Source organism: Streptomyces sp. NPDC091371, from assembly GCF_040684275.1.
Classification (GTDB): Bacteria; Actinomycetota; Actinomycetes; order Streptomycetales; family Streptomycetaceae; genus Streptomyces.
The window spans coordinates 1-21,703 of sequence record NZ_JBFBFP010000079.1; the positions used below are offsets into that span (position 1 = coordinate 1).

The 21,703-nt window shown below is 69.9% G+C and carries 15 protein-coding genes and 1 pseudogene; 13 read left to right on the top strand and 3 right to left on the bottom strand.

Going from position 1 to position 21,703, the window contains the following annotated elements:
* Window positions 1–472: 472 nt before the first annotated feature.
* The 4 genes and pseudogenes from AB0O21_RS39050 to lysA all read left to right on the top strand — a co-directional run bounded on the left by AB0O21_RS39050 (window position 473) and on the right by lysA (window position 3,323).
* Window positions 473–1,087: a class I SAM-dependent methyltransferase gene (locus AB0O21_RS39050; RefSeq protein WP_365180316.1), complete on the top strand. Its 615-nt coding sequence runs from the start codon at window positions 473–475 to the stop codon at window positions 1,085–1,087.
* 200 nt (window positions 1,088–1,287) lie between these two features.
* Window positions 1,288–1,416 (top strand): annotated as a pseudogene (locus AB0O21_RS39055) (ABC transporter ATP-binding protein); the annotation flags it as partial.
* 177 nt (window positions 1,417–1,593) lie between these two features.
* A complete protein-coding gene (locus AB0O21_RS39060; RefSeq protein WP_365180319.1) occupies window positions 1,594–1,968 on the top strand; it encodes an SAV_915 family protein in 375 nt (124 codons plus the stop codon).
* Between the two features lie 17 nt (window positions 1,969–1,985).
* Window positions 1,986–3,323 carry a diaminopimelate decarboxylase gene (gene lysA, locus AB0O21_RS39065; protein WP_365180322.1) on the top strand — a complete coding sequence of 446 codons (1,338 nt, stop codon included), beginning with the start codon at window positions 1,986–1,988 and terminating at the stop codon, window positions 3,321–3,323.
* Window positions 3,324–3,499: 176 nt separating this feature from the next.
* On the opposite strand, the gene AB0O21_RS39070 is transcribed toward lysA, so the two are convergent.
* The 3 genes from AB0O21_RS39070 to AB0O21_RS39080 all read right to left on the bottom strand — a co-directional run bounded on the left by AB0O21_RS39070 (window position 3,500) and on the right by AB0O21_RS39080 (window position 9,942).
* Window positions 3,500–5,437 (bottom strand): amino acid transporter, encoded by a 1,938-nt coding sequence (locus tag AB0O21_RS39070; RefSeq protein ID WP_365180325.1) that lies wholly within the window; start codon window positions 5,435–5,437, stop codon window positions 3,500–3,502.
* Between the two features lie 191 nt (window positions 5,438–5,628).
* Window positions 5,629–7,779: a potassium-transporting ATPase subunit KdpB gene (gene kdpB, locus AB0O21_RS39075; RefSeq protein ID WP_365180328.1), complete on the bottom strand. Its 2,151-nt coding sequence runs from the start codon at window positions 7,777–7,779 to the stop codon at window positions 5,629–5,631.
* Window positions 7,780–8,037: 258 nt separating this feature from the next.
* Entirely contained in the window at window positions 8,038–9,942 is a 1,905-nt protein-coding gene (locus AB0O21_RS39080; RefSeq protein ID WP_365180331.1) for an APC family permease, read from the bottom strand.
* 246 nt (window positions 9,943–10,188) lie between these two features.
* On the opposite strand from AB0O21_RS39080, the gene AB0O21_RS39085 reads away from it, so the two are divergent.
* From AB0O21_RS39085 to AB0O21_RS39125, 9 genes are all read left to right on the top strand, one after another.
* Window positions 10,189–10,941 (top strand): DUF4118 domain-containing protein, encoded by a 753-nt coding sequence (locus AB0O21_RS39085; protein ID WP_365180334.1) that lies wholly within the window; start codon window positions 10,189–10,191, stop codon window positions 10,939–10,941.
* A gap of 239 nt (window positions 10,942–11,180) precedes the next feature.
* Window positions 11,181–11,270 carry a K(+)-transporting ATPase subunit F gene (gene kdpF / locus AB0O21_RS39090; RefSeq protein ID WP_037789535.1) on the top strand — a complete coding sequence of 30 codons (90 nt, stop codon included), beginning with the start codon at window positions 11,181–11,183 and terminating at the stop codon, window positions 11,268–11,270.
* Window positions 11,271–11,278: 8 nt separating this feature from the next.
* A complete protein-coding gene (gene kdpA / locus AB0O21_RS39095) occupies window positions 11,279–12,958 on the top strand; it encodes a potassium-transporting ATPase subunit KdpA (protein ID WP_365180337.1) in 1,680 nt (559 codons plus the stop codon).
* Window positions 12,955–15,063, top strand: a complete 2,109-nt coding sequence (gene kdpB / locus AB0O21_RS39100; RefSeq protein ID WP_365180340.1) for a potassium-transporting ATPase subunit KdpB — start codon at window positions 12,955–12,957, stop codon at window positions 15,061–15,063. Before kdpA ends, kdpB (AB0O21_RS39100) begins: the two co-directional genes overlap by 4 nt.
* A 23-nt stretch (window positions 15,064–15,086) precedes the next feature.
* Window positions 15,087–15,803, top strand: a complete 717-nt coding sequence (locus tag AB0O21_RS39105; protein ID WP_365180343.1) for a potassium-transporting ATPase subunit C — start codon at window positions 15,087–15,089, stop codon at window positions 15,801–15,803.
* Window positions 15,804–15,901: 98 nt separating this feature from the next.
* A complete protein-coding gene (locus AB0O21_RS39110) occupies window positions 15,902–16,591 on the top strand; it encodes a response regulator (RefSeq protein ID WP_365180346.1) in 690 nt (229 codons plus the stop codon).
* Between the two features lie 58 nt (window positions 16,592–16,649).
* A complete protein-coding gene (locus AB0O21_RS39115; RefSeq protein ID WP_365180349.1) occupies window positions 16,650–19,193 on the top strand; it encodes a sensor histidine kinase KdpD in 2,544 nt (847 codons plus the stop codon).
* 634 nt (window positions 19,194–19,827) lie between these two features.
* Window positions 19,828–20,634, top strand: coding sequence for an SDR family NAD(P)-dependent oxidoreductase (locus AB0O21_RS39120; RefSeq protein WP_365180352.1), 807 nt, complete (start codon window positions 19,828–19,830; stop codon window positions 20,632–20,634).
* A gap of 182 nt (window positions 20,635–20,816) precedes the next feature.
* Window positions 20,817–21,593 carry a GNAT family N-acetyltransferase gene (locus AB0O21_RS39125; RefSeq protein WP_365180355.1) on the top strand — a complete coding sequence of 259 codons (777 nt, stop codon included), beginning with the start codon at window positions 20,817–20,819 and terminating at the stop codon, window positions 21,591–21,593.
* Window positions 21,594–21,703 lie beyond the last annotated feature (110 nt).

The following is a 21,703-nucleotide window of genomic DNA, read 5'->3' on the forward strand; positions in this document are numbered from 1 at the left end:
CGGGCAGAAGCCGGTCGTGACGACAACCTGCCCGCTACACTCCCACCGCTCGACGTTTCCCCAGGTCAAGCCACAAAGTACTGCTGGAGTACTAGTACTGCAGCTGGAGATCAGAGTGCTCGGCGAGGATCACCCGGCCACAGCCGGGATCCGACACGACCTCGCACACTGGCGGAACGAGTCCCGGCAGCCACCCCCCTGACGGGACGGCCCCGCCCCGGACCTGGTCGTCGGCTCTCTGGATTCGGCAGCGGGAACACGCCGGCCTTCGCGGCGGTCTTCGCACCTGATCCTCGACCCGCCCACCGCTGCCCTCGAAATCCACGACCCCCTCTACCGGCGCTTCTGTCTCTACCGCGAACGAGACTCCCGCGAGGGGCCGCACCAAGTTCGGCTCGTGGACGACACCAACGAATGAACGCAACCACCGCCGGTCGCCCCTGGCCGGCCCCGAAACCCGGATGCCTGAGCCGTGGCGGCGGCCCTACGCTCCCGTCATGACGCCCCTTCCGCGCACCGAGCCGAACAGGCGGCCGCCTACGCCGGGTGCACGACCGAGCTGGGCGATGCCCGCCACCTGACCGCTGCGGCCGACACGTACGACGCGGTGCTTCTGCTCGGCCCGCTGTATCACCTGACCGAACGGGCCGACCGGATCACGGCCTTGCGGGAAGCGCTGCGCGTGGCCCGGCCCGGGGCGATGGTCGCGGCCGCGGGGATCAGCCGGTACAGCCTGATGCAGGAGTACACCGTCCACGCTCAGCTCTCCCCGGAACTGCTACAAGCGGAGGTGGCCTCGGTGCTGGGCGACGGCGGGTACGACGGCAGTCGCGGCTTCACCATCGCGCACTTCCACACCGGCGCCGAGCTCCTTGCCGAAGCAGCGGCGGCCGGATGGCAGAACACCCGCTTGCATGGTATCGAGGGCCCGGGCTGGGCGTACCTGTCGGCCGCCGAACGCTACGCCGGAGCGGAGCACGCCGCCGGCCTGCTGCCCTCGGCCCTGGACACGGCACGCCTGGCCGACGTCCACGGGTCCGCCTTCGCAGACGCATCCGCCCACATGCTGATCACCGCCACCACCTGAACACGACTACGGCCCCCACGCGGAAGAGTGCAGCGCGCGGGCCGTAGGCATTGTGCGGTTCACCAGTCATAGCCGCTGTACAGCAGCTGGACGCTGCCCGTCTTGCGGACCTCGAGCGCGGCAGTCATCCGGAGTGCTGCGGAGGTAAGCAGGTGGTGTCCACCCCCTTGGCCGCTTCGGATCGGCGGAGGATGCGAATCCTGCTGCGGGCGGTCCTGGGACTGCACCTCCAGGTGACGGGCTGGATCTCGGTCGGCGGCCGCGACGGCCGCTCAGCCGCCGAGTGGGCTTGGCGGCGCTGGGCCTGCGCCTGGATCCCGCAGAAGCCGACCCGGCAGCCGGCCGCCGGTCGTCAGTGATCCGTATGGACTCCGCCTGTCGTCGTCAAGATGCCGTCAGGGGCAGGGCACGGAGGCACCGGTGCGGGCATAGCTTTCGAGTGCCGCCCCGGACTGCTTCCCGCACTCGGGGCGCCGTCTTCCGTCACGGTTCCTCGAGGAGGGCCCATGTGCTTGTTCCAGTACGACGACGACCCCGAGCCGGAGGAACGCATCCCGGCCGGACTCCTCTACGTCCCCGTCCGGCCGGGAACCGCGCAGGTGGTGGTGCGCATGTTCCGCACCCCGCTGGGCGCACGCACGGCGGTCGGGTTCACCGACCCCGGGCGGCTGGCTGCCACGTTCGGCGCGGAGCAGCCGTGGATCCGGCTCTCCGAGTCGGCGCTGCGAGCCGTGGCCCAGCCGCTCGGGGTGGTCTTGATGACCGTCGACCCGACGTTCACCGCTCCCGCGGTCACCGGGTCCGTTGCCACCGGCTCCCCCATGAACGGTCCCGCTCCGGCGCCGGCCGCACCGCGCGTGTCTCCGGCCTCGGCCGCCTGAGAGGGGGAGATCAGACCATGACCACTGCAGTCATACCCAGGCCGGAATCCGGAACCGATGACTACCTCTCTGTCTGGCCGGCGTCCACGACCCGGCTCGCGCACGGCGGGCTCGCCGTCGGCGGCGTGGACCTCGCGGACGTGGCGGCCCGGTTCGGCACCCCGGTCTACGTCCTGGACGAGGGCGAGGTGCGCGAGCGCTGCCGGACCTACCGGGACGCGTTCCCCGAGGCCGAGGTCCTCTACGCGGCGAAGGCGTTCCTCTCCCGTGCGATGGTGCGCTGGGTACGGGAGGAGGGGCTGGGCCTGGACGTGTGCTCTGCCGGGGAGTTGGAGCTGGCCGTCACGGCCGGGTTCCCGCCCGAGCGGATCGTGCTGCACGGCAACGCCAAGTCACCCCACGACCTCGACAGCGCGCTGCGGCTCGGAGTCGGGCGGATCGTCATCGACAGCCCGTCGGAGATAGCCCGGATCGCCGCCGCCGTGGGACCGGGAGGACGCCAGAAGGTGATGGTGCGGGTCGTCCCGGGCGTCTCCGCCGGTGGCCACGACAAGATCCGTACCGGTACCGAGGGCCAGAAGTTCGGCCTGTCCGTGGCCGACGGCTCGGCGCAGCACGCCATCGCCCGTGTCCTCGCCCAGCCGGAGTTGGAGCTCACGGGCCTGCACTGCCACATCGGCTCCCAGATCTCCACCGTGAAGCCGTACCTCACGGCACTGCGCCGCATGGTGGGGCTGATGGCCCGCATCCGCGATACCTGCGGGGTCGTCCTGCCCGAGCTGGACATGGGTGGTGGCCACGGCATCGCCTACCGGCCCGGCGAACCCGCCCTCGACGTCACCGCCCTCGCCCGCAAGCTGCGCAGCGAGCTCGTCGGAAGCTGCGCCGCCGCGGGGATGCCCGTCCCGCGCCTGCTCATCGAGCCGGGCCGCGGCATCGTCGGGCCGGCGGGAGTCGCCGTGTACCGGGTGCTCGCCGTCAAGCACACCGGGGACACCGTGTTCGTCGCCGTCGACGGCGGTATGAGTGACAATCCGCGGCCCGCCTTGTACGGGGTCCGGTACGCGCCCCGGCTGATCGGCCGGACCTCTGCGGCCGCCTCCCGTACGGCCACGGTTGTCGGGCGGCACTGCGAGGCGGGGGACGTGCTCGCCGCCGGGGTGGAACTGCCCGGGGACGTCCGCCCCGGCGACCTGATCGCGGTACCGGTGGCGGGGGCGTACCAGGTGTCCATGGCGTCCGGCTACAACATGGTGGGCCGCCCCCCGGTGGCCGCGGTCCACGAGGGCGCCGTCCGGCTCCTGGTCCGCCGTGAAACCCTGGAGGATCTGCGCCGGCGCGACATCGGCACGTAGCGACGCGTCTACGACCGGTGGACGAGCTCGATCAGCATCGCTGCGATGAGGGCCGACATGGTTCGGCGGACGGGCCGGTCAGGGCCCCAAATGGCGGTCACAGCAGAAGAATCCCGCCGCTCCCCCATTCTTGCGAGGGACCGGCGGGATTCCTTGCGCTTCCCATACAAGAGTGGTCAGCCGGCGTGGACGTGGGGGCGGCGGGCACGGTCGGGTTCGGCCTCGCGGATGACCTCTCGGGTGACCGGGGCAACCTCGCCCTGCCCGAAGAGGAAGAAGCGCAGGAAGTTCGCGAGGGGGTTGCCCTCGGTCCACTCGAAATAGATGTGCGGGCGCTGGCCCGTCTCGTCCCGTACGTGCAGGAGCAGCGCGGCAAGTGCGTTGGGGACGCTGGAGCTCTCCAGGGTCAGGACGCGGTAGCGGTCGTGCAGCACCTCGCCGCGGACCCGCAGCCCGGATTCGAACTCGGACGCGTCCAGGACTGTGACCTCGACGAACATGACGTCGTCACCGGCCGGGATGTCGTTGTCCGCGCGGATCTGCTCCTTCTTCTGCCGGTACTCGGTGAGGTCACGGCTGTCCGGCTCGTTGGCGATGAAGCGGATCGTGCGGTTCGCGGTGTCGCGGATGAACCGCTGCGCCATGTCGTCGAGCTCCACGTCGGTGACGCGCAGTTCGAAGACCCGGGCCAGGCGGGAGAGGAGCGAGAGCGCCATGATGCCGGCGATGAAACACGCGCCGATCTTCACGCCGTCGGGGCGTTCGACGACGTTGACGGCGGTCGTGTAGATGAAGACGGCCGAGATGATGCCGAAGCCGATGGTCCAGCCGCGCTCGCCGGCACGGCGGGCGGCGATGGTGACCGCGACGGCTGCCGAGGTGATCAGGACGAGGACACCGGTGGCGTACGCGCCGCCCTGCGCGTCCACGTCGGCGTTGAAGATCCAGGTCACGAGGAACGCGATGAGGGTGAAGACGATGACCATGGGGCGCAGGGCGCGGGCCCAGTGCGGGGCCATGCCGTAGCGGGGCAGGTAGCGCGGCATCAGGTTCAGCAGGCCCGCCATGGCGGAGGAGCCCGCGAACCACAGGATCAGAATCGTGGAGATGTCGTAGACCGTGCCGAAGGCGGAGCCCAGGTGCTCGTGGGCGAGGTAGGCGAGGGCGCGGCCGTTGGCCTCGCCACCCGGCTGGAACTCCTCGGCCGGGATGAGGAGGGTGGTGATGAAGCTGGAGCAGATCAGGAAGACGCTCATGATGATGGCCGCGGTCGTCAGCAGCTTCTTGGCGCCGCGGATCCGGCCGGCCGGCTTCTCCACCGTGTCGTCGGGGTCTCCCTTGACGTGCGGCATCACTGCCACGCCGGTCTCGAAGCCGGAGAGACCGAGCGCGAGCTTCGGGAACACGATGAGCGCGATGGCAATCATCATGAGAGGGTTGCCGTGCTCGGCGGTCAGCGCCTGCGTCCAGTCGGTGATGACGTGCGGCTCGGTGATCACGTTCCACAGGCCGACGGCCACGACGATGACGTTCAGGCCGAGGTAGGTGGCCACCAGGACCACGGCTACGCCGATGGCCTCGCTGAACCCCTTGAGGAAGACGGCTCCGAGGAGCGCGATCATGATCAGGGTGATCAGCACTTCGTGGCCGTGGAGGGTGCTGGTGAGGTGCGGATTCTCCACCAGGTGCGCTGTCGCGTCCGCCGCCGAGAGCGTGATGGTGATCAGGAAGTCGGTCGCCGCGAACCCGAGCAGGGTCAGGACGAAGAGCTTGCCCTTCCAGAACGACAGCAACTTCTCCAGCATGGCGATGGAGCCCTCGCCGTTCGGACTCTCCTCGGCCACCCGCCGGTAGACGGGCAGCGCGCCGAAGAGAGTGAGGAGCACGAGCACGATGGTCGCCAGGGGCGACAGCAGCCCGGCGGCCAGGGCGGCGATGCCGGGCTGGTAGCCGAGGGTGGAGAAGTAGTCGAGACCCGTGAGGCACATGACACGCCACCACGGCCGGCCGTGGGGCTGTGCCGCCGCCTCCTTGGCGGCGGGCGAACTGTTCTCGGCGGTCAAGCCTTCCAGCAGCCACGCGCGCAGGCGCGACGTGCGGGCAGGGGTGGCCATCGTGGGGTGCTCCTGTCGTACGGCAAAGAATCAGCCGTCGACGTCGACGGCTGAGCCAGCGTACGCAGCAGGATCATTCCTGCACGTGAGTGAGCCGATCCTGACACTTCCTTAACGCGGAGGAAGCCTCCTACGGCGTAGGAGACATGACTGTGAGGGGGGCGGGGCTGACTCCGCCCCCGCAGGAAACCTCATCCGAGGCCGGGGATGGTGGAGACCAGGAGGTCGATGAGCTTGATGCCGACGAAGGGAAGGATCAGGCCACCGAGGCCGTAGACGCCGAGGTTGCGGCGCAGCAGGTCGTGCGCGGAGGCCGGCCTGTAGCGGACTCCGCGCAGGGCAAGCGGGATCAGCGCGACGATGATGAGGGCGTTGAAGATGATCGCCGAGGTGATGGCGGAGGTGGGGCTGCTGAGCCCCATGATGTTGAGCGCGCCGAGTCCGGGGTAGGCGGACGCGAACATCGCCGGGATGATCGCGAAGTACTTCGCCACGTCGTTGGTGATCGAGAAGGTGGTCAGGGCACCTCGGGTGATGAGGAGTTGCTTGCCGATCTCGACGATCTCGATGAGCTTGGTGGGGTTGGAGTCCAGGTCCACCATGTTCCCGGCCTCCTTGGCGGCCGAGGTGCCCGTGTTCATCGCGACGCCGACGTCGGCCTGGGCGAGGGCCGGGGCGTCGTTCGTACCGTCGCCGGTCATCGCGACGAGCTTGCCGCCGGCCTGTTCCCGCTTGATGAGGGCCATCTTGTCCTCGGGCGTCGCCTCCGCGAGGTACTCGTCCACGCCCGCCTCGGCCGCGATGGCCCGGGCGGTCAGCTCGTTGTCGCCGGTGACCATGACCGTACGGATGCCCATGCTGCGCAGCTCCGCGAAGCGCTCGCGGATGCCGTCCTTGACGACGTCCTTGAGGTGGATGATGCCGAGGACCCGCGGCCCGTCCCAGTCGTGAACGGCCACCAGCAGGGGTGTGCCCCCGGATTCGGACACGGAGACCGACCACCCGACGGCCTCGGCGGGTACCGTTCCGCCGCGCGCCGCGACCCAGTCGCAGACCTGCGTGACCGCTCCCTTGCGGATGGCGCAGCCTGCCCCGTTGTCCCAGCTGAGGTTGATTCCGCTCATGCGGGTGCGGGCGCTGAACTCGGTGAAACGGGGGTTGCTGAGGTCCTCCGTGGCGGTCGGCTGGAGTCCGTACTGCTGGGCCAGAGCGACGACGGAGCGGCCTTCGGGGGTCTCGTCGGCGAGGGAGGAGAGCTGGGCGGCGTCCGCGAGCTTGATGTGGTCGATGCCGGGGAGCGGTATGAAGGCCGCGGCTGCCCGGTTGCCGTGGGTGATGGTGCCGGTCTTGTCGAGGAGGAGGGTGTTCACGTCACCGGCCGCCTCGACCGCGCGGCCGCTCATGGCGATGACGTTGCGCTGGACGAGCCGGTCCATGCCGGCGATGCCGATCGCGGAGAGCAGGGCGCCGATCGTCGTCGGGATGAGGGTGACGAGGAGCGCGACCAGCACGGTCGTCGACTGGGCGGCGCCCGCGTAGGCGGACATCGGCTGGATGCTGACCACGATCAGGATGAAGATGACGGTCAGGGCGGCCAGCAGGATGTTCAGTGCGATCTCGTTCGGCGTCCTCTGCCGGGACGCGCCTTCCACCAGGGCGATCATCCGGTCGATGAAGCTGTTGCCGGGGCGCGAGGTGACGCGTACGACGATCGAGTCGGACAGGACGGTCGTCCCGCCGGTCACCGCGGTCCGGTCACCGCCCGATTCCCGCAGCACCGGCGCCGATTCGCCGGTGACGGCAGACTCGTCGACCATCGCCGCCCCGTCGACCACGTCGCCGTCGGCCGGGACCAGTTCACCGGCTTCGACGAGGACGAAGTCGAAGGGCTGGAGCTCGGCCGGGGTGACGGCCTCGGTCCTCGCCTGCCGCAGGTTCGCCCCGTACGTCCAGTGCTCCAGCCGCAGCGCGACCGTGTCCGTACGGGCCTTGCGCAGGGACTCGGCCTGGGCGCGGCCCCGGCCCTCGGCGACCGCCTCGGCCAGATTGGCGAACAGGACCGTCAGCCACAGCCAGACGCTGATCACCCAGGTGAAGACGGACGGGTGGATGAGGGCGGAGAGGGTGGTGAGGACGGAGCCGACGGCTACGACGAACAGCACCGGCTTCTTGACCAGCTCACGCGGGTGGAGCTTGGCAACGGCATCCCGGGCGGAAGTGGCAAGGATCTCGGGCTCCAGCACGTTCACCTGGCCGGGGCGTTTCCGGGAGGGCCGGTTGGCCGGAATCCGCGGCGGGGTCCCAAGACCCGGGGGAACGTGCTGGGCGGCGGCGGGAGCCATGAAACGACCTTCTGGTGAGTGTGGCTGGGCACCCCTCATCGGCCCTGGCGGGCGAGAGGCGGGTGCGCGGGTGAGGGGTGTCGCCGCCGGGGGTCCTCTCCATCGACCCCCTCGGCCGTCATGTGAGTTCGAGACCCCCGGCGGCGCAACAGGCAGGAACTTACCGCCTGTTGGTCATGCGATCCCCTTTCCGGCAGGGGAATTGGCACCGTCTTGACGGCGGCGTACGGGTCGTGTCAAACCGCCGTCAAGGGTGTGTCAGTGAGTGTCGGACGTGACACGGAACCGCAGTCGGCAGATCACCGCGTCGGTGTCCCGCCGGACGGCGTGGGCAACGACCGAGCCCCGCTGGTTCTGGAGCAGCCGCTGCCACAGGCGGGCTGGTTCGGTCTCCGGGATGAGCACGGTGACCTGGGTGTCCGGGTGGGTTCGCGTCAGCTCGCGCACGTAGCCGGACACAGGACGCCCGAGGGACCGGGTCTGCGAGGAGAGCTCGATCAGCTCCACACCTGGCTTCCACAACTCCCAGTCCCGGAGCAGGGCTTCGGCAGCCTGCCGGTCCTCGGGGGTGGGGTGGGTGACCGTCACGGCAAGGACCTCGTCACCGAGGGAGCGCGCGGCCGTCAACGCCTGGCACGTCAGTCGCGACAGTCCCGAAACGGGCACCACGACGAGGGATCGTGAGCGGTGCGGGGCCACCGGTATCCGGCCGAGTTCGAGACGCTCGCCGATGTCGGCGTACGCGTGGTGGATCTTCTCGAAGCCGAGGACGAGCAGCGGCAGCGCGAGCACGATCGACCAGGCGCCCTCGGTGAGTTTGGTGGCCGTGACGACCACGGCCGAGACCCCGGTGAGCAGTGCGCCGAAACCGTTGAGGGCGGCCTTCGCCCGCCAGCCGCGCGGGCGTTCGCCGTACCAGTGCCGGACCATGCCCACCTGGCAGATGGTGAAGCCGACGAACACGCCGATGGCGAAGATCGGGACGAGGGTGTTGGTGTCGCCGCCCGAGAACACCAGCAGGGCCGCGGACACGAGCGCCAGCCACACCACGCCGTGCCGGTGGACCTGGCGGTCGGCCTTCAGCGCGAAGACGTGCGGCAGGTAGTTGTCCCGGGCGAGCAGGCTCATCAGGACCGGCAGGCCTCCGAAGGAGGTGTTCGCGGCCAGCGCCAGCAGCACCATCGTGGCGAACTGCACCACGTAGAAAGCCGCGTTGTGGCCGAACGAGGCGTCCGCGAGTTGCGCGAGGACGGTGACGCCCTCGACGGGCTGGAGGTGGAACCGGCCGATCAGCACCGACAGGCCGATCAGCATGACGCCCAGCAGTGCGCCGAGCGCGACCTCGGTCCGCTGGGCGCGGCGGGCGGCCGGGGCGCGGAAGGACGGTACGGCGTTGGCCACGGCCTCGACGCCGGTCAGGGCGGAGCAGCCGGCCGCGAAGGCCTTCAGAAGGAGCAGCGCGCCGACGGCCCCCGAACCGTGTTCCAGCGCGCCCTCGCCGAGTGCGGAAGCATGCCCGGCGACGGAGGCCGTACTGACGGGCCCGTCACGGAAGAGTCCGACGGCGATCATCGCCAGGACCGAACCGACGAACAGCGCGGTCGGAAGCAGGAACGCCTTGGCCGAATCGACCACGCCCCGCAGGTTGACGGCGGTGACCAGGACGAGGACACCGAGGCAGATCCACACCCGCTCTCCGTACAGCTCCGGGAAGGCCGAGGTCAGGGCGGCCACGCCGGCCGTGACGGACACGGCCACGTTCAGTACGTAGTCCAGGATCAGCGAGGCCGCGGCCATCAGGCTGGTACGCCGTCCGAGATGCCGCTTCGCGACGGCGTACGAGCCGCCGCCGTCCGGGAATGCCGCGATCACCTGGCGGTACGAGGCCACCAGCACGGCCAGCAGGGCCGCGATGGCGAGCGTCACCGGGAGGGTGAAGCCCATCCCGTACGCGCCGGCCGCCGCCAGCACCAGCACGATCGACTCCGGCCCGTACGCCACGGACGCCATGGCGTCGAGTGACAGTGCGGCGAGTCCCTGCAGCGCGGTCAGCTTGTGCCGTTCCCCGGCCACCGCCACGGGCGTCGCCACACCGGTATCAGGAGGCTCCTCCGTGCCGGGAGCCTGTCCCGCCGCCGCCGGCTTTCCCATGTGTATGGACATCTTCGCTGTTCCTCCGTTGGCCAAAGTGAGGCCAGCGTCGGGACGCCGCCGCAGGATGAACAGTGCTCTTGGCGAGATCCATACGGCGGTTACCGCACTCTTCACGCGCTCCTGACGGCGAGGGCGGGCGCGCGTATGGGGTGCGTCAAGACCGGGACAGGGTGCGTGGCTCCCCCGTCGCCCCGGGGCACGCTTGAAGTGGGCGGCACGCGCCCGTTGTCGCCATGTCCGGACCGGAGGCATCACATGTCCGGGTTCCGTTTCCACGACCGTGCCGCGCTCCTCGCGGCCCTCGTTGCGCCCTTCCTCGTCGCGCTCGCTCTCGTGCCCTTCCGTACGGATCTTTCCGCGACGAACGAGGCCCTGATCATGGTGGTCGCGGTCGTCGCGGTCGCCGCCTCGGGCACGCGGGCCGCCGGAGCACTGGCCGCGCTCTCCGCGGCCGCCTGGTACGACTTCTTCCTCACCAGGCCCTACCAGCGGTTCACCATCTCCGACCGTGACGAGATCCGGACGGCCGTCCTGCTGCTGCTCACCGGCCTGATCGTCGGCCAGCTCGCCGTACGCGCGCACACCCTGCACACGACCGTGGTCACCGATGCCGCGCACCTGTCCAGCCTCCAGCGGGCCGCCCGGCTGGCCGAGGACGGCGCCTCGCCGGACTCGGTGGTCGAGCACGTCCGCCGGGAGCTCGTGGGCCTGCTGCGGCTGCGCGGCTGCCGCTTCGAGTACGGCTCGCTGACGGGCCGGCGGCCACGGCTGGAGCACCACGGCGGGCTGTGGCTGCACCGCCCGGGCCGGGTGACGGAGTACGCCGACTGGCCTGACGGCGAGACCGAGCTGCGGGTCGTCGGCGGGGGCCACTACTACGGCCGCTTCCTCCTCGACGCCCACCCCGGCCGCCCCCTGCCGCCGGAGCAGGACCGCTTGGTCGCCGTCGCGCTGGCCGCCCAGGCGGGCGCCGCCCTGGACACGGCCGGCCTGTCCCACCAGGGCTGATCGGGCGGTCTCCAGCCCGTGCCGTAAGGGCTGCGTTAAGAGTTCCCCCGCCCCCGTATGGACCCCGTCAAGGCGTCTTAACACCGGGATGAAGACACGGTTGTCTCGTCCTCGGCCACATGGCCGATAGACATCTTCCACTTAATCCAGGAGCTCACGGTGGCCGATCTGGCCTTCGTCGTCACCACGGTCGCGGTCTTCGCGCTGGTGGCTCTCATCGCCCGGGGGGTGACCAAGCTGTGAACGCCGAAAACATCGTCGGCCTCGTCGTGGCCGTCTCCCTGCTCGGATACCTCGTCCTCGCCCTTGTGTACCCGGAGAGGTTCTGAGCACTGATATGAGCCCCGTAACCGCTGGCGTGCTCCAGCTGCTCGCGCTGATCGCCGCGCTCGCGCTGGCCTACCGTCCCCTGGGCGACTACATGGCCCGTGTCTACTCCTCCGAGAAGCACTACAAGCCGGAGAAGTGGATCTACAAGGCGATCGGCGCCAACCCCTCCGCCGAGATGCGCTGGCCCGCCTACCTGCGCGGCGTCCTCGCCTTCTCCGCGGTGAGCGTCCTCTTCCTCTACGCCCTCCAGCGCGCCCAGGACATCCTGCCCGGCTCCCTCGGCTTCGTCGCGATCGACCCCGACCAGGCCTTCAACACCGCTGCCTCCTTCGTGGCGAACACCAACTGGCAGTCGTACTACGGCGAGCAGGCCATGGGCCACGTCGTACAGACCGGCGGCCTGGCGGTGCAGAACTTCGTCTCCGCCGCGGTGGGGATGGCAGTGGCGGTTGCTCTCGTACGGGGCTTCGCGCGTTCCCGCACCGGTGAGCTCGGCAACTTCTGGGCCGACCTGGTCCGCGGCACCGTCCGCATCCTGCTCCCGATCTCCGTGATCGGCTCGCTCGTCCTGGTCGCCTGCGGTGCGATCCAGAACTTCGCCGGGATCCACGAGGTCGGCCAGTTCTTGAATGGGCACAGCACGGGCGGTATGCAGCAGTGGAACGGCGGCGCAGTCGCCTCGCAGGAGGTCATCAAGGAGCTGGGTACGAACGGCGGCGGCTACTTCAACGCCAACTCCGCGCACCCCTTCGAGAACCCGACCCCGTTCTCGAACCTCTTCGAGATCTTCCTGATCCTGCTGATCCCCTTCGCGCTGACCCGCACCTTCGGCCGCATGGTCGGAAACCTGCGCCAGGGCTACGCGATCCTCGCGACGATGGCCACCATCTGGATCGGCTTCACCGCCCTGATGATGTGGACCGAATTCGCCCACCACGGACCGGCCTTCGACGTCTCGGGCGGGGCGATGGAGGGCAAGGAGACCCGGTTCGGCGTCGGTGCCTCCGCGATCTTCTCGGTCGCCACCACGCTCACCTCCACGGGTGCGGTCAACTCCTTCCACTCTTCGTACACGGGCCTGGGCGGCGGCATCCAGCTGCTGGGCATGCAGCTCGGCGAGATCGCGCCCGGCGGCGTCGGCTCCGGCCTCTACGGCATGCTGATCATGGCGATCATCGCGGTGTTCATCGCCGGCCTGATGGTCGGCCGCACCCCCGAGTACCTGGGCAAGAAGATCGGCACCCGTGAGATCAAGTTCGCGGCCTGCTACATCCTCATCACCCCGGCCCTGGTGCTGGGCTTCACCGCCGCGGCGATGGCCCTGCCCACCCCGGTCAACTCGATGACGAACTCCGGCGCGCACGGCTTCTCCGAGATCCTCTACGCCTACACCTCGGGCGCCAACAACAACGGCTCCGCCTTCGCGGGCCTCAACGCCGACACCCAGTGGTTCAACAGCACCATCGGCATCGCCATGCTGCTCGGCCGCTTCCTGCCCATGGTGTTCGTCCTCGCGCTGGCCGGCTCGCTCGCCGAGCAGAAGCCCGTCCCCGAGACGGCAGGCACCCTGCGCACCGACAAGCCGCTCTACACCGGCCTGCTCGTCGGCACCATCCTCATCGTCACCGGACTGACCTACTTCCCCGCGCTCGCGCTGGGACCGCTCGCCGAAGGGCTCGCATCATGAGCACCGCCACACCCACCAGGGCCCCGCACCAGGACGTGCCCACCGGCCACAAGCCGGCCGCCGCCGGACGCGTGGGCGGCGGCCTCTTCGACCCCAAGCAGCTCCTGAAGTCCTTCCCGGACGCGGTGCGCAAGCTCGACCCCCGCATCATGATCAAGTCCCCGGTCATGTTCGTGGTCCTGATCGGCTCGGTGGTCACCACCGCCCTCGCGCTGAAGGACCCCACCGACTGGTTCGGCTGGGCCATCACCGCCTGGCTGTGGCTGACCACGATCTTCGCGAACCTCGCGGAGGCCGTCGCCGAAGGCCGCGGCAAGGCCCAGGCCGACACCCTGCGCAAGGCCAAGACCGACTCCGTCGCCCGCCGCCTAACCCAGGACGGCCTCGGCGAGGAGCAGGTCCCCGGCACCGAGCTGCGCATCGGCGACCTGGTGGTCTGCGAGGCCGGCGACATCATCCCCGGCGACGGCGACGTCGTTGAGGGCGTCGCGTCCGTCGACGAGTCCGCGATCACCGGTGAATCGGCCCCGGTCATCCGGGAGTCGGGCGGCGACCGCTCGGCCGTCACCGGCGGTACGAAGGTGCTGTCGGACCGGATCGTCATCAAGATCACGACGAAGCCCGGCGAGACCTTCATCGACCGCATGATCAACCTGGTCGAAGGCGCCGCCCGGCAGAAGACCCCCAACGAGATCGCGCTCAACATCCTCCTCGCCTCGCTGACCATCGTCTTCCTGCTCGCGGTCGTCACCCTCCAGCCCTTCGCGATCTACGCCGGTGCCGAGCAGTCGATGATCGTGCTCACCGCACTGCTGGTCTGCCTCATCCCGACCACCATCGGGGCGCTGCTGTCCGCCATCGGTATCGCCGGCATGGACCGACTCGTCCAGCGCAACGTCCTCGCCATGTCCGGCCGAGCCGTGGAAGCCGCCGGCGACGTCTCCACCCTCCTGCTCGACAAGACGGGCACCATCACCCTCGGCAACCGCCAGGCCTCCGAGTTCGTACCGGTCAAGGGCACCACCGAGGCCGAGGTCGCGGACGCAGCCCAACTGTCCTCCCTCGCCGACGAGACCCCCGAAGGCCGTTCCATCGTCGTCCTGGCGAAGGAGAAGTACGGGCTGCGCGAACGCCACCAGGGCGAACTGGCCCACGCCACCTGGATCGAGTTCACCGCCCAGACCCGCATGTCCGGCGTCGACGTCGACGGCAGGCAGACCCGCAAGGGCGCCGCCGGATCCGTCATCAGCTGGGTGCGGGAGCAGGGCGGCGAGGTCGCCGAGGACGCGGAGCTCCTCGCCGACACGATCTCCGAGGTCGGCGGCACCCCGCTCCTGGTCGCCGTCAAGGACGACAGGGGAGCCAGGATCCTCGGCGTCATCCACCTCAAGGACGTCGTCAAGGAGGGCATGCGCGAGCGGTTCGACGAGCTGCGCCGCATGGGCATCAAGACCGTCATGATCACGGGTGACAACCCGCTCACCGCCAAGGCCATCGCCGAAGAGGCGGGCGTCGACGACTTCCTCGCGGAGGCGACCCCCGAGGACAAGATGGCCCTCATCAAGCGGGAACAGGCCGGCGGCAAGCTCGTCGCCATGACCGGCGACGGCACCAACGACGCCCCCGCCCTCGCCCAGGCCGACGTCGGCGTCGCCATGAACACCGGCACCTCGGCCGCCAAGGAGGCCGGGAACATGGTGGACCTGGACTCCAACCCCACCAAGCTCATCGAGATCGTCGAGATCGGCAAGCAGCTCCTCATCACCCGGGGCGCCCTCACCACGTTCTCCATCGCCAACGACGTCGCGAAGTACTTCGCGATCATCCCGGCCATGTTCGCCGTGGTCTACCCGGGCCTCGACAAGCTCAACATCATGGGCCTGGCCTCGCCCGAGTCGGCGATCCTGTCGGCCGTCATCTTCAACGCGCTGATCATCATCGCCCTGGTGCCGCTCGCACTGAAGGGCGTCCAGTACCGGCCGACCAGCGCCGACAAGATGCTCCGCCGCAACCTCGGCCTATACGGCGTGGGCGGCCTGATCGCCCCGTTCATCGGCATCAAGCTCATCGACCTGCTCCTCTCCCTCATCCCCGGGCTCGCCTGAATTTAGGAACGTGCTGATCCGCCATGAACAACTCCGTAGGAAACACCGCACGGTTGATCGGAGCGGGCCTGCGCGCCCTGCTCGTCCTGACTGTGATCTGCGGCGTCCTCTACCCGCTCGCAGTCACCGGCATCGCCCAGGCATTGTTCAACGACAAGGCCAACGGGTCCGAGATCAAGGACAAGAGCGGCCAGGTCGTCGGCTCCTCCCTCATCGGCCAGAGCTACAACCTTCCCAAGCAGAACCCCGACGACGCCGAGGAGGCCGCGCGCCCGGACCTCAAGTGGTTCCAGCCACGCCCCTCCAACGGCCTCGGCGCCAACAGCGTCAACACCCAGTACTCGCTGATCCTGTCCGGCGCCACCAACCGCTCCGCCGACAACGGCGCGGTCAACGGCCAGTGCACCAAGGATGCCGAGGAAGGCACCCTCTGCGCCCAGGTCGTGGCCGCCAAGGAAGCCGTGATCGCCGACAACTCCACGGCCGGCTACACGGTCAAGCCCGAGGACGTACCGGCTGACGCCGTCACCTCCTCCGGCTCCGGCCTCGACCCGAACATCTCCCCCGAGTACGCCAAGCTCCAGGTCCACCGGGTCGCCGAGCAGAACGGGCTCGACGTCAAGCAGGTCGAGAAGCTCGTCGCCGACCACACCGAAGGACGCACGCTCGGCTTCATGGGCGAGCCGAGGGTCAACGTCCTCGAGCTCAACATCGCCCTGAAGGCGCTGTCCAAGAGCTGATGTTCCACATCGCACGGACCGGGAGCCGGCGGGGCGCGCAGCTTTCGCGCCCCGCCGGCTTCTTACCGTGCCCGTAACGAAGGAAAGGCTGCACACCGATGACCCGGGTGCTGGTGGTGGAGGACGACCCTCAGCTCGTCCGCGCGCTCAAGATCAATCTCCAGGCGCGCAAATTCGAGGTCGAGGAGGCTCCCGACGGCGGCTCTGCCGTGCGGCTCGCGGCCGCCCGCAAGCCGGACGTAATAGTGCTGGACCTCGGGCTGCCCGACATGGACGGCGTCGACGTGATCAAGAGCGTCCGCGGCTGGAGCCGGGTCCCCATCCTGGTCCTCTCCGCCCGTCACACCTCGGAGGACAAGATCCGGGCCCTGGACGCCGGCGCGGACGACTACGTGACGAAACCGTTCAGCATGGACGAGCTCCTGGCCCGCCTCCGGGCGGCCACCCGGAGACAGGAGGCTCCCTCGGCATCGCAGGCCGCCGAGGTCACCGTCGTCACGACCGATGAGTTCACCGTCGACCTGGTCGCGAAGAAGGTACGACGGGGTGAGCGCACCGTACGGCTGACCCCCACCGAATGGCACCTCCTGGAGATCCTCCTCACCCACCCGGGACGACTGATCACACAGAGTCGCCTGCTGCTGGAGGTCTGGGGGCCGACCTACGGGGAGAACACCAACTACCTGCGCGTCTACATGGCCCAGCTGCGGCGCAAACTGGAAGCGGACCCCTCGCACCCGAGGTATCTGATCACGGAGCCGGGCATGGGATACCGCTTCGAACCCTGATAGTCCGCCTGATCGCCATCAGAGACCCAATCGTCAGCAGAGAAGAAGAGTCGGAAATATGGGACGCGGCAAGCTCCGCATCTACCTCGGCGCGGCGCCGGGCGTCGGCAAGACGTACGCGATGCTCTCCGAGGCGCACCGCAGGATCGAGCGGGGCACCGACTGCGTCGTCGGCTTCGTCGAGCACCACAACCGGCCGCGCACGGAGGTCATGCTGCACGGCCTCGAACTCATCCAGCGGCGCGAGATCGAGTACCGGGGCGGCACGTTCACCGAGATGGACGTCGACGCGATCCTCGCGCGGCGCCCGGCCGTCGCGCTGGTGGACGAGCTCGCGCACACGAACGTACCGGGCTCACGCAACGCGAAGCGCTGGCAGGACGTCGAGGAGCTCCTCCAGGCCGGCATCGACGTGGTCTCCACCGTCAACATCCAGCACCTCGAGTCGCTGGGCGACGTGGTCGAGACGATCACCGGCGTCCGCCAACGCGAAACGGTCCCGGACGAGGTGGCCCGCCGGGCCGACCAGATCGAGCTGGTCGACATGTCCCCGCAGGCCCTGCGCCGCAGGATGGCCCACGGCAATGTCTACAAGCCGGACAAGGTCGACGCGGCCCTGTCCAACTACTTCCGGCCCGGCAATCTGACCGCTCTGCGCGAGCTCGCCCTGCTGTGGGTCGCGGACCGGGTCGACGAGTACCTCCAGGAGTACCGGGGCGAGCACAACATCCGCTCCACCTGGCAGGCCCGCGAACGCATCGTCGTCGGCCTCACCGGCGGCCCCGAGGGCCGCACGCTCATCCGGCGTGCCGCCCGCCTCGCGGAGAAGGGAGCCGGGGGTGAGGTCCTCGCCGTGTACATCGCCGCGAGCGACGGCCTCACCTCCGCCTCCCCCAAGGAACTCGCCGTCCAGCGCACTCTGGTGGAGGACCTCGGCGGCACCTTCCACCACGTCATAGGCGACAACATCCCGGACGCGCTCCTGGAGTTCGCCCGCGGGTGCAACGCCACCCAGATCGTGCTCGGGGTCAGCCGCCGCCGGTCCTGGCAGTCCGTCTTCCGCCCTGGTGTGAGCGCCACCGTCGCCCGCGAATCCGGACCCGACCTCGACGTACACATCGTCACCCACGACCAGGCCGCCAAGGGCCGGGGCCTGCCCGCCGCCCACGGCACGCGTCTGGGGCGGCCCCGCGTCATCTGGGGCTGGCTGACCGGCATCGTCGGCCCCGCCCTCCTGACGGTCCTCCTGAACCAGGTCGTCCCCGACCTCGGCCTCGCCAACGACATGCTGCTCTTCCTCACCTTCACGGTGGCGGCGGCGCTGCTCGGCGGACTTCTCCCCGCTCTGGCCTCGGCTGCCTTCGGGTCCCTGCTTCTGAACTACTTCTTCACCCCGCCGCTGCACGAGTTCACCATCTCCGACCCGAAGAACATCGTCGCCATCGCGATCTTCGTCGGTGTCGCGGTGTCCGTCGCCTCCGTGGTCGACCTGGCCGCCCGGCGCACGCACCAGGCAGCACGCCTGCGTGCCGAGTCCGAGATCCTCTCCTTCCTCGCGGGCAGCGTCCTGCGCGGTGAGAACTCCCTGGACGCCCTGCTCGAGCGGCTCCGCGAGACCTTCGCCATGCAGTCGGTCGTCCTGCTTGAGCGCACCAGCGAAGTCGACCCGTGGACCACCGCCGCAGCCGTCGGCATCAGCCCCGTCTCCCGCCCCGAGGACGCCGACGTCGACCTGCCCATAGGCGACAACATGGCCCTCGCCCTCACCGGCCGCGTCCTCCCCGCCGAAGACCGCCGCGTACTCGGCGCCTTCGCCGCCCAGGCCGCCGTCGTACTCGACCGCCAGCGCCTCGTGGACGAGGCCGGCAAGGCCCGCGAACTCGCCGAGGGCAACCGCATCCGCACCGCCCTGCTCGCCGCCGTCAGCCACGACCTGCGGACCCCGCTCGCCGGCATCAAGGCCTCCGTCAGCTCCCTGCGCTCTGACGACGTCGAATGGTCCCAGGAAGACAAGGCCGAACTCCTCGAAGGCATCGAGGACGGCGCCGACCGCCTCGCGGCCCTGATCGGGAACCTCCTCGACATGTCCCGCCTCAACACCGGCACCGTCGTCCCGCTCATCCGCGAGACCGACCTGGACGAGGTGGTCCCGATGGCCCTGGGCGGCGTACCGGAGGACAGCGTGGACCTCGACATCCCGGAGACGCTCCCGATGGTCGCCGTCGACCGCGGCCTCCTGGAACGGGCCGTGGCCAACATCGTCGAGAACGCGGTCAAGTACAGCCCTGCGGGGCAGCCCGTCCACGTCTCCGCCAGTGCCCTCGCCAACCGTGTCGAGCTGCGCGTCGTCGACCGCGGACCCGGTGTGCCCGACGAGGCCAAGGACCGCATCTTCGAACCCTTCCAGCGCCACGGCGACGCCCCGCGCGGCGCCGGCGTGGGCCTCGGCCTCGCTGTCGCCCGCGGCTTCACCGAAGCCATAGGCGGCACCCTCGCCGCTGAGGACACCCCGGGCGGCGGCCTCACCATGGTCCTGACCCTCCCCATAGCGGGTGGCACCCCACCGGTCACCGCGGAGCTCCCGACGTCAGCCGTCACCTGACAGCTCCGCGGACACCGCCCGCAAGCACGCGAGCCGTCCGGCCCCGGAATCCCCACCCCGGAGAGCCGGACGGCTCATGTGTTGTGCGACAGGTGACCGGCACGCGGTTGCGTCGGCCCGTACCCCCACGGTGGGACCGTGCGCTTCTCGGGCGGTGTTCAGGCCACCGCCCACCAGTCGCGTGCCGCCGGTCCGTCGTCCGGCTCCGTCGCCACATCAGTCTGCGCCCGGCAGGCGGCCCTGGCATCACTCCTTGACGGGTTCCTTCCGCCCGGAAGTCGATCTTTGATGCGCCCCTGACGGACGGACGTCAGAAGGCCGTCAAGGAGCCGTGGAGGACTTGCCTCCTCCGCACCTCATGCGCTGGGATTGCGGTCATGAACAGCGGTCCGCGCTACGACGACCGGCCACCCCATCGGGTGCAGCCGACGGCGTCGCCCGCTGTCCGCCCGGCCCTCTGACGTCGGCCGAGCGTCCTCCGCGGAACCTGCCACCAGCCCCCTGAAGGGCGCTGTTCGAGGCTTCGTACGCATCCTCACCTTCACCGCATGACCTGATCCCACGCCCACGCCCCCCGCGCGCCTTGCGCCGGGGCGCCGGGCAGGTCAGCCATGCCTGCTTCCGGGAATCCGACATGTCTTCATCCCTGTCCGGCCGTACCGTCCTCGTCACCGGCGCCACCTCCGGCATCGGCTACGAGACCGCGCGCCAACTCTCCGAGCGCGGCACCACCGTCCTCCTCCACGGCCGCACACCCGAGGAGGCCCAGCGGGCCACCGACCGGCTGATCGCCACCACCGGCGTCGACGGCGCTCTTCTCCGGCCGCTCGCGGCCGACTTCGTCCGCCTGGAGGAGGTCGAGAGCCTGGCCCACGCCGTCGTACGGGAGCACCCGCGCCTGGACGTACTCGTCAACAACGCGGCCATCGCGGCGCCCGAGCGCCACACCCTGACCGCCGACGGCAACGAGATCGCCTTCCAGGTCAACTTCCTCGCCCACTACCTCGTGACGACCCTCCTGGAGCCGTCGCTGACCGCTGACCCGGGTGGCCGGGTCGTCAACGTCTCCTCCTCGCTCCACCGCACCGGCGCCATCCAGTGGAACGACCCGCAGCGCATCCGCCGCTACTCCCGCCTCGCCGCGTACGCGCAGTCCCAGCTGGCCCTGACCGTCTTCGCCGCCGATCCGCGCGTCACCGCCGTCTCGGTCAACCCCGGCGTCTGCGAGACCGGCCTCCTCCCGCTGTACGGCCACGAGGGCGTCCCGGCCGCCGACGGCGCGGCCCACGTCGTACGGCTCTGCGACCCGGCCACCGAGATCGTCAACGGCGCCTACTACGACGGCGACGAGCGCGTCGCCCCGGCCGCGGCCGCCACCGAGGACCGCACCGTCAAGCGCCTGGGCAAGCTCGCCGACCTCCTCGTCGGCCACACCGCCTGAAGGGAACCACCACCGCCATGTCCAAGCGCGCACGCAAGAAGAGGGCCCGCCGCAAGAAGGGCTCCAACCACGGCAGCAAGCCGTCCTGCTGACCAGCGACCCACCTACTCCACTACTCCACGGGGCGGCCCTCCGAACAGGGCCGCCCCGCCTCCATGTCCGACACGAGGAGCACCAGCACCGTGATCAACTTGCCGTCCCACCGGTTTCCGGCGCTCGTCCGCTGGTTCCCCACGGGCACCCCGGGCTCGGCCGCCCTGCCCGAGCACGTCCTGACCACCGAGGCCGGCCAGTGGCGGGTCGACCGCGTCATCCAGCCCCGCGTGATCGCCGCCTCGTGCGGGGACCACGTACTGCTGCACGGAGACCCGCAGGCCCTGACGCCGAAGCACCTCGCAGGCTTCGCGGAGCGTGCGATCGAGGCACCGGGGCGCTTCCTTCCCCTGATCGGAGCAGCATTCGACCGGGTCGTGCCGCGGCAGCGCCTGGTCTACGTCAAACGCTCCCCCGTGCCGGCCTCCCGGCCGCCGAGGGGTGTGACCGTACGCAGGCTGAACGCGCGGGACACCCAGGCGCTCACCACGCTCCCGCCCGCGATGAGCTGGATCCACCACACCTGGGGCGGTCCCGAGGCCCTCGCCCGCTCCGGTTACGCCTGGGCCGCCTTCCAAGGCCCCCGCATCGTGGCGGTGGCCTGCACCTACTTCCTCGGCACCACCTACGAGGACGTCGCCTGCGTCACCGTGCCCGACCCGCGCCTGCAGTACCTGGCACTCGACTGCGTCAACGCCCTGTGCTCGGACATAGCGGCCCGCGGTCACACGCCCAGTTGGACCTGCTCTGCGAGCAACCGCCCCGGCCGGCTGCTCGCCTGGACCGCCGGCTTCCGCCCGGAGCGGGAGTACGCCCACTACGCCGTCGGCACACCGGCGGCGGCCGGAGGACCGGCCGCGGGATGACGGGCGATACCCACCCCTAGTGCTGTGACCGGCAAGGTTCACCGGGTCACGGCGCCCGGCACGGCACCTCGCTGCGTTGTCGGACCGCGCAAGTACGTCCAGTACGAGCC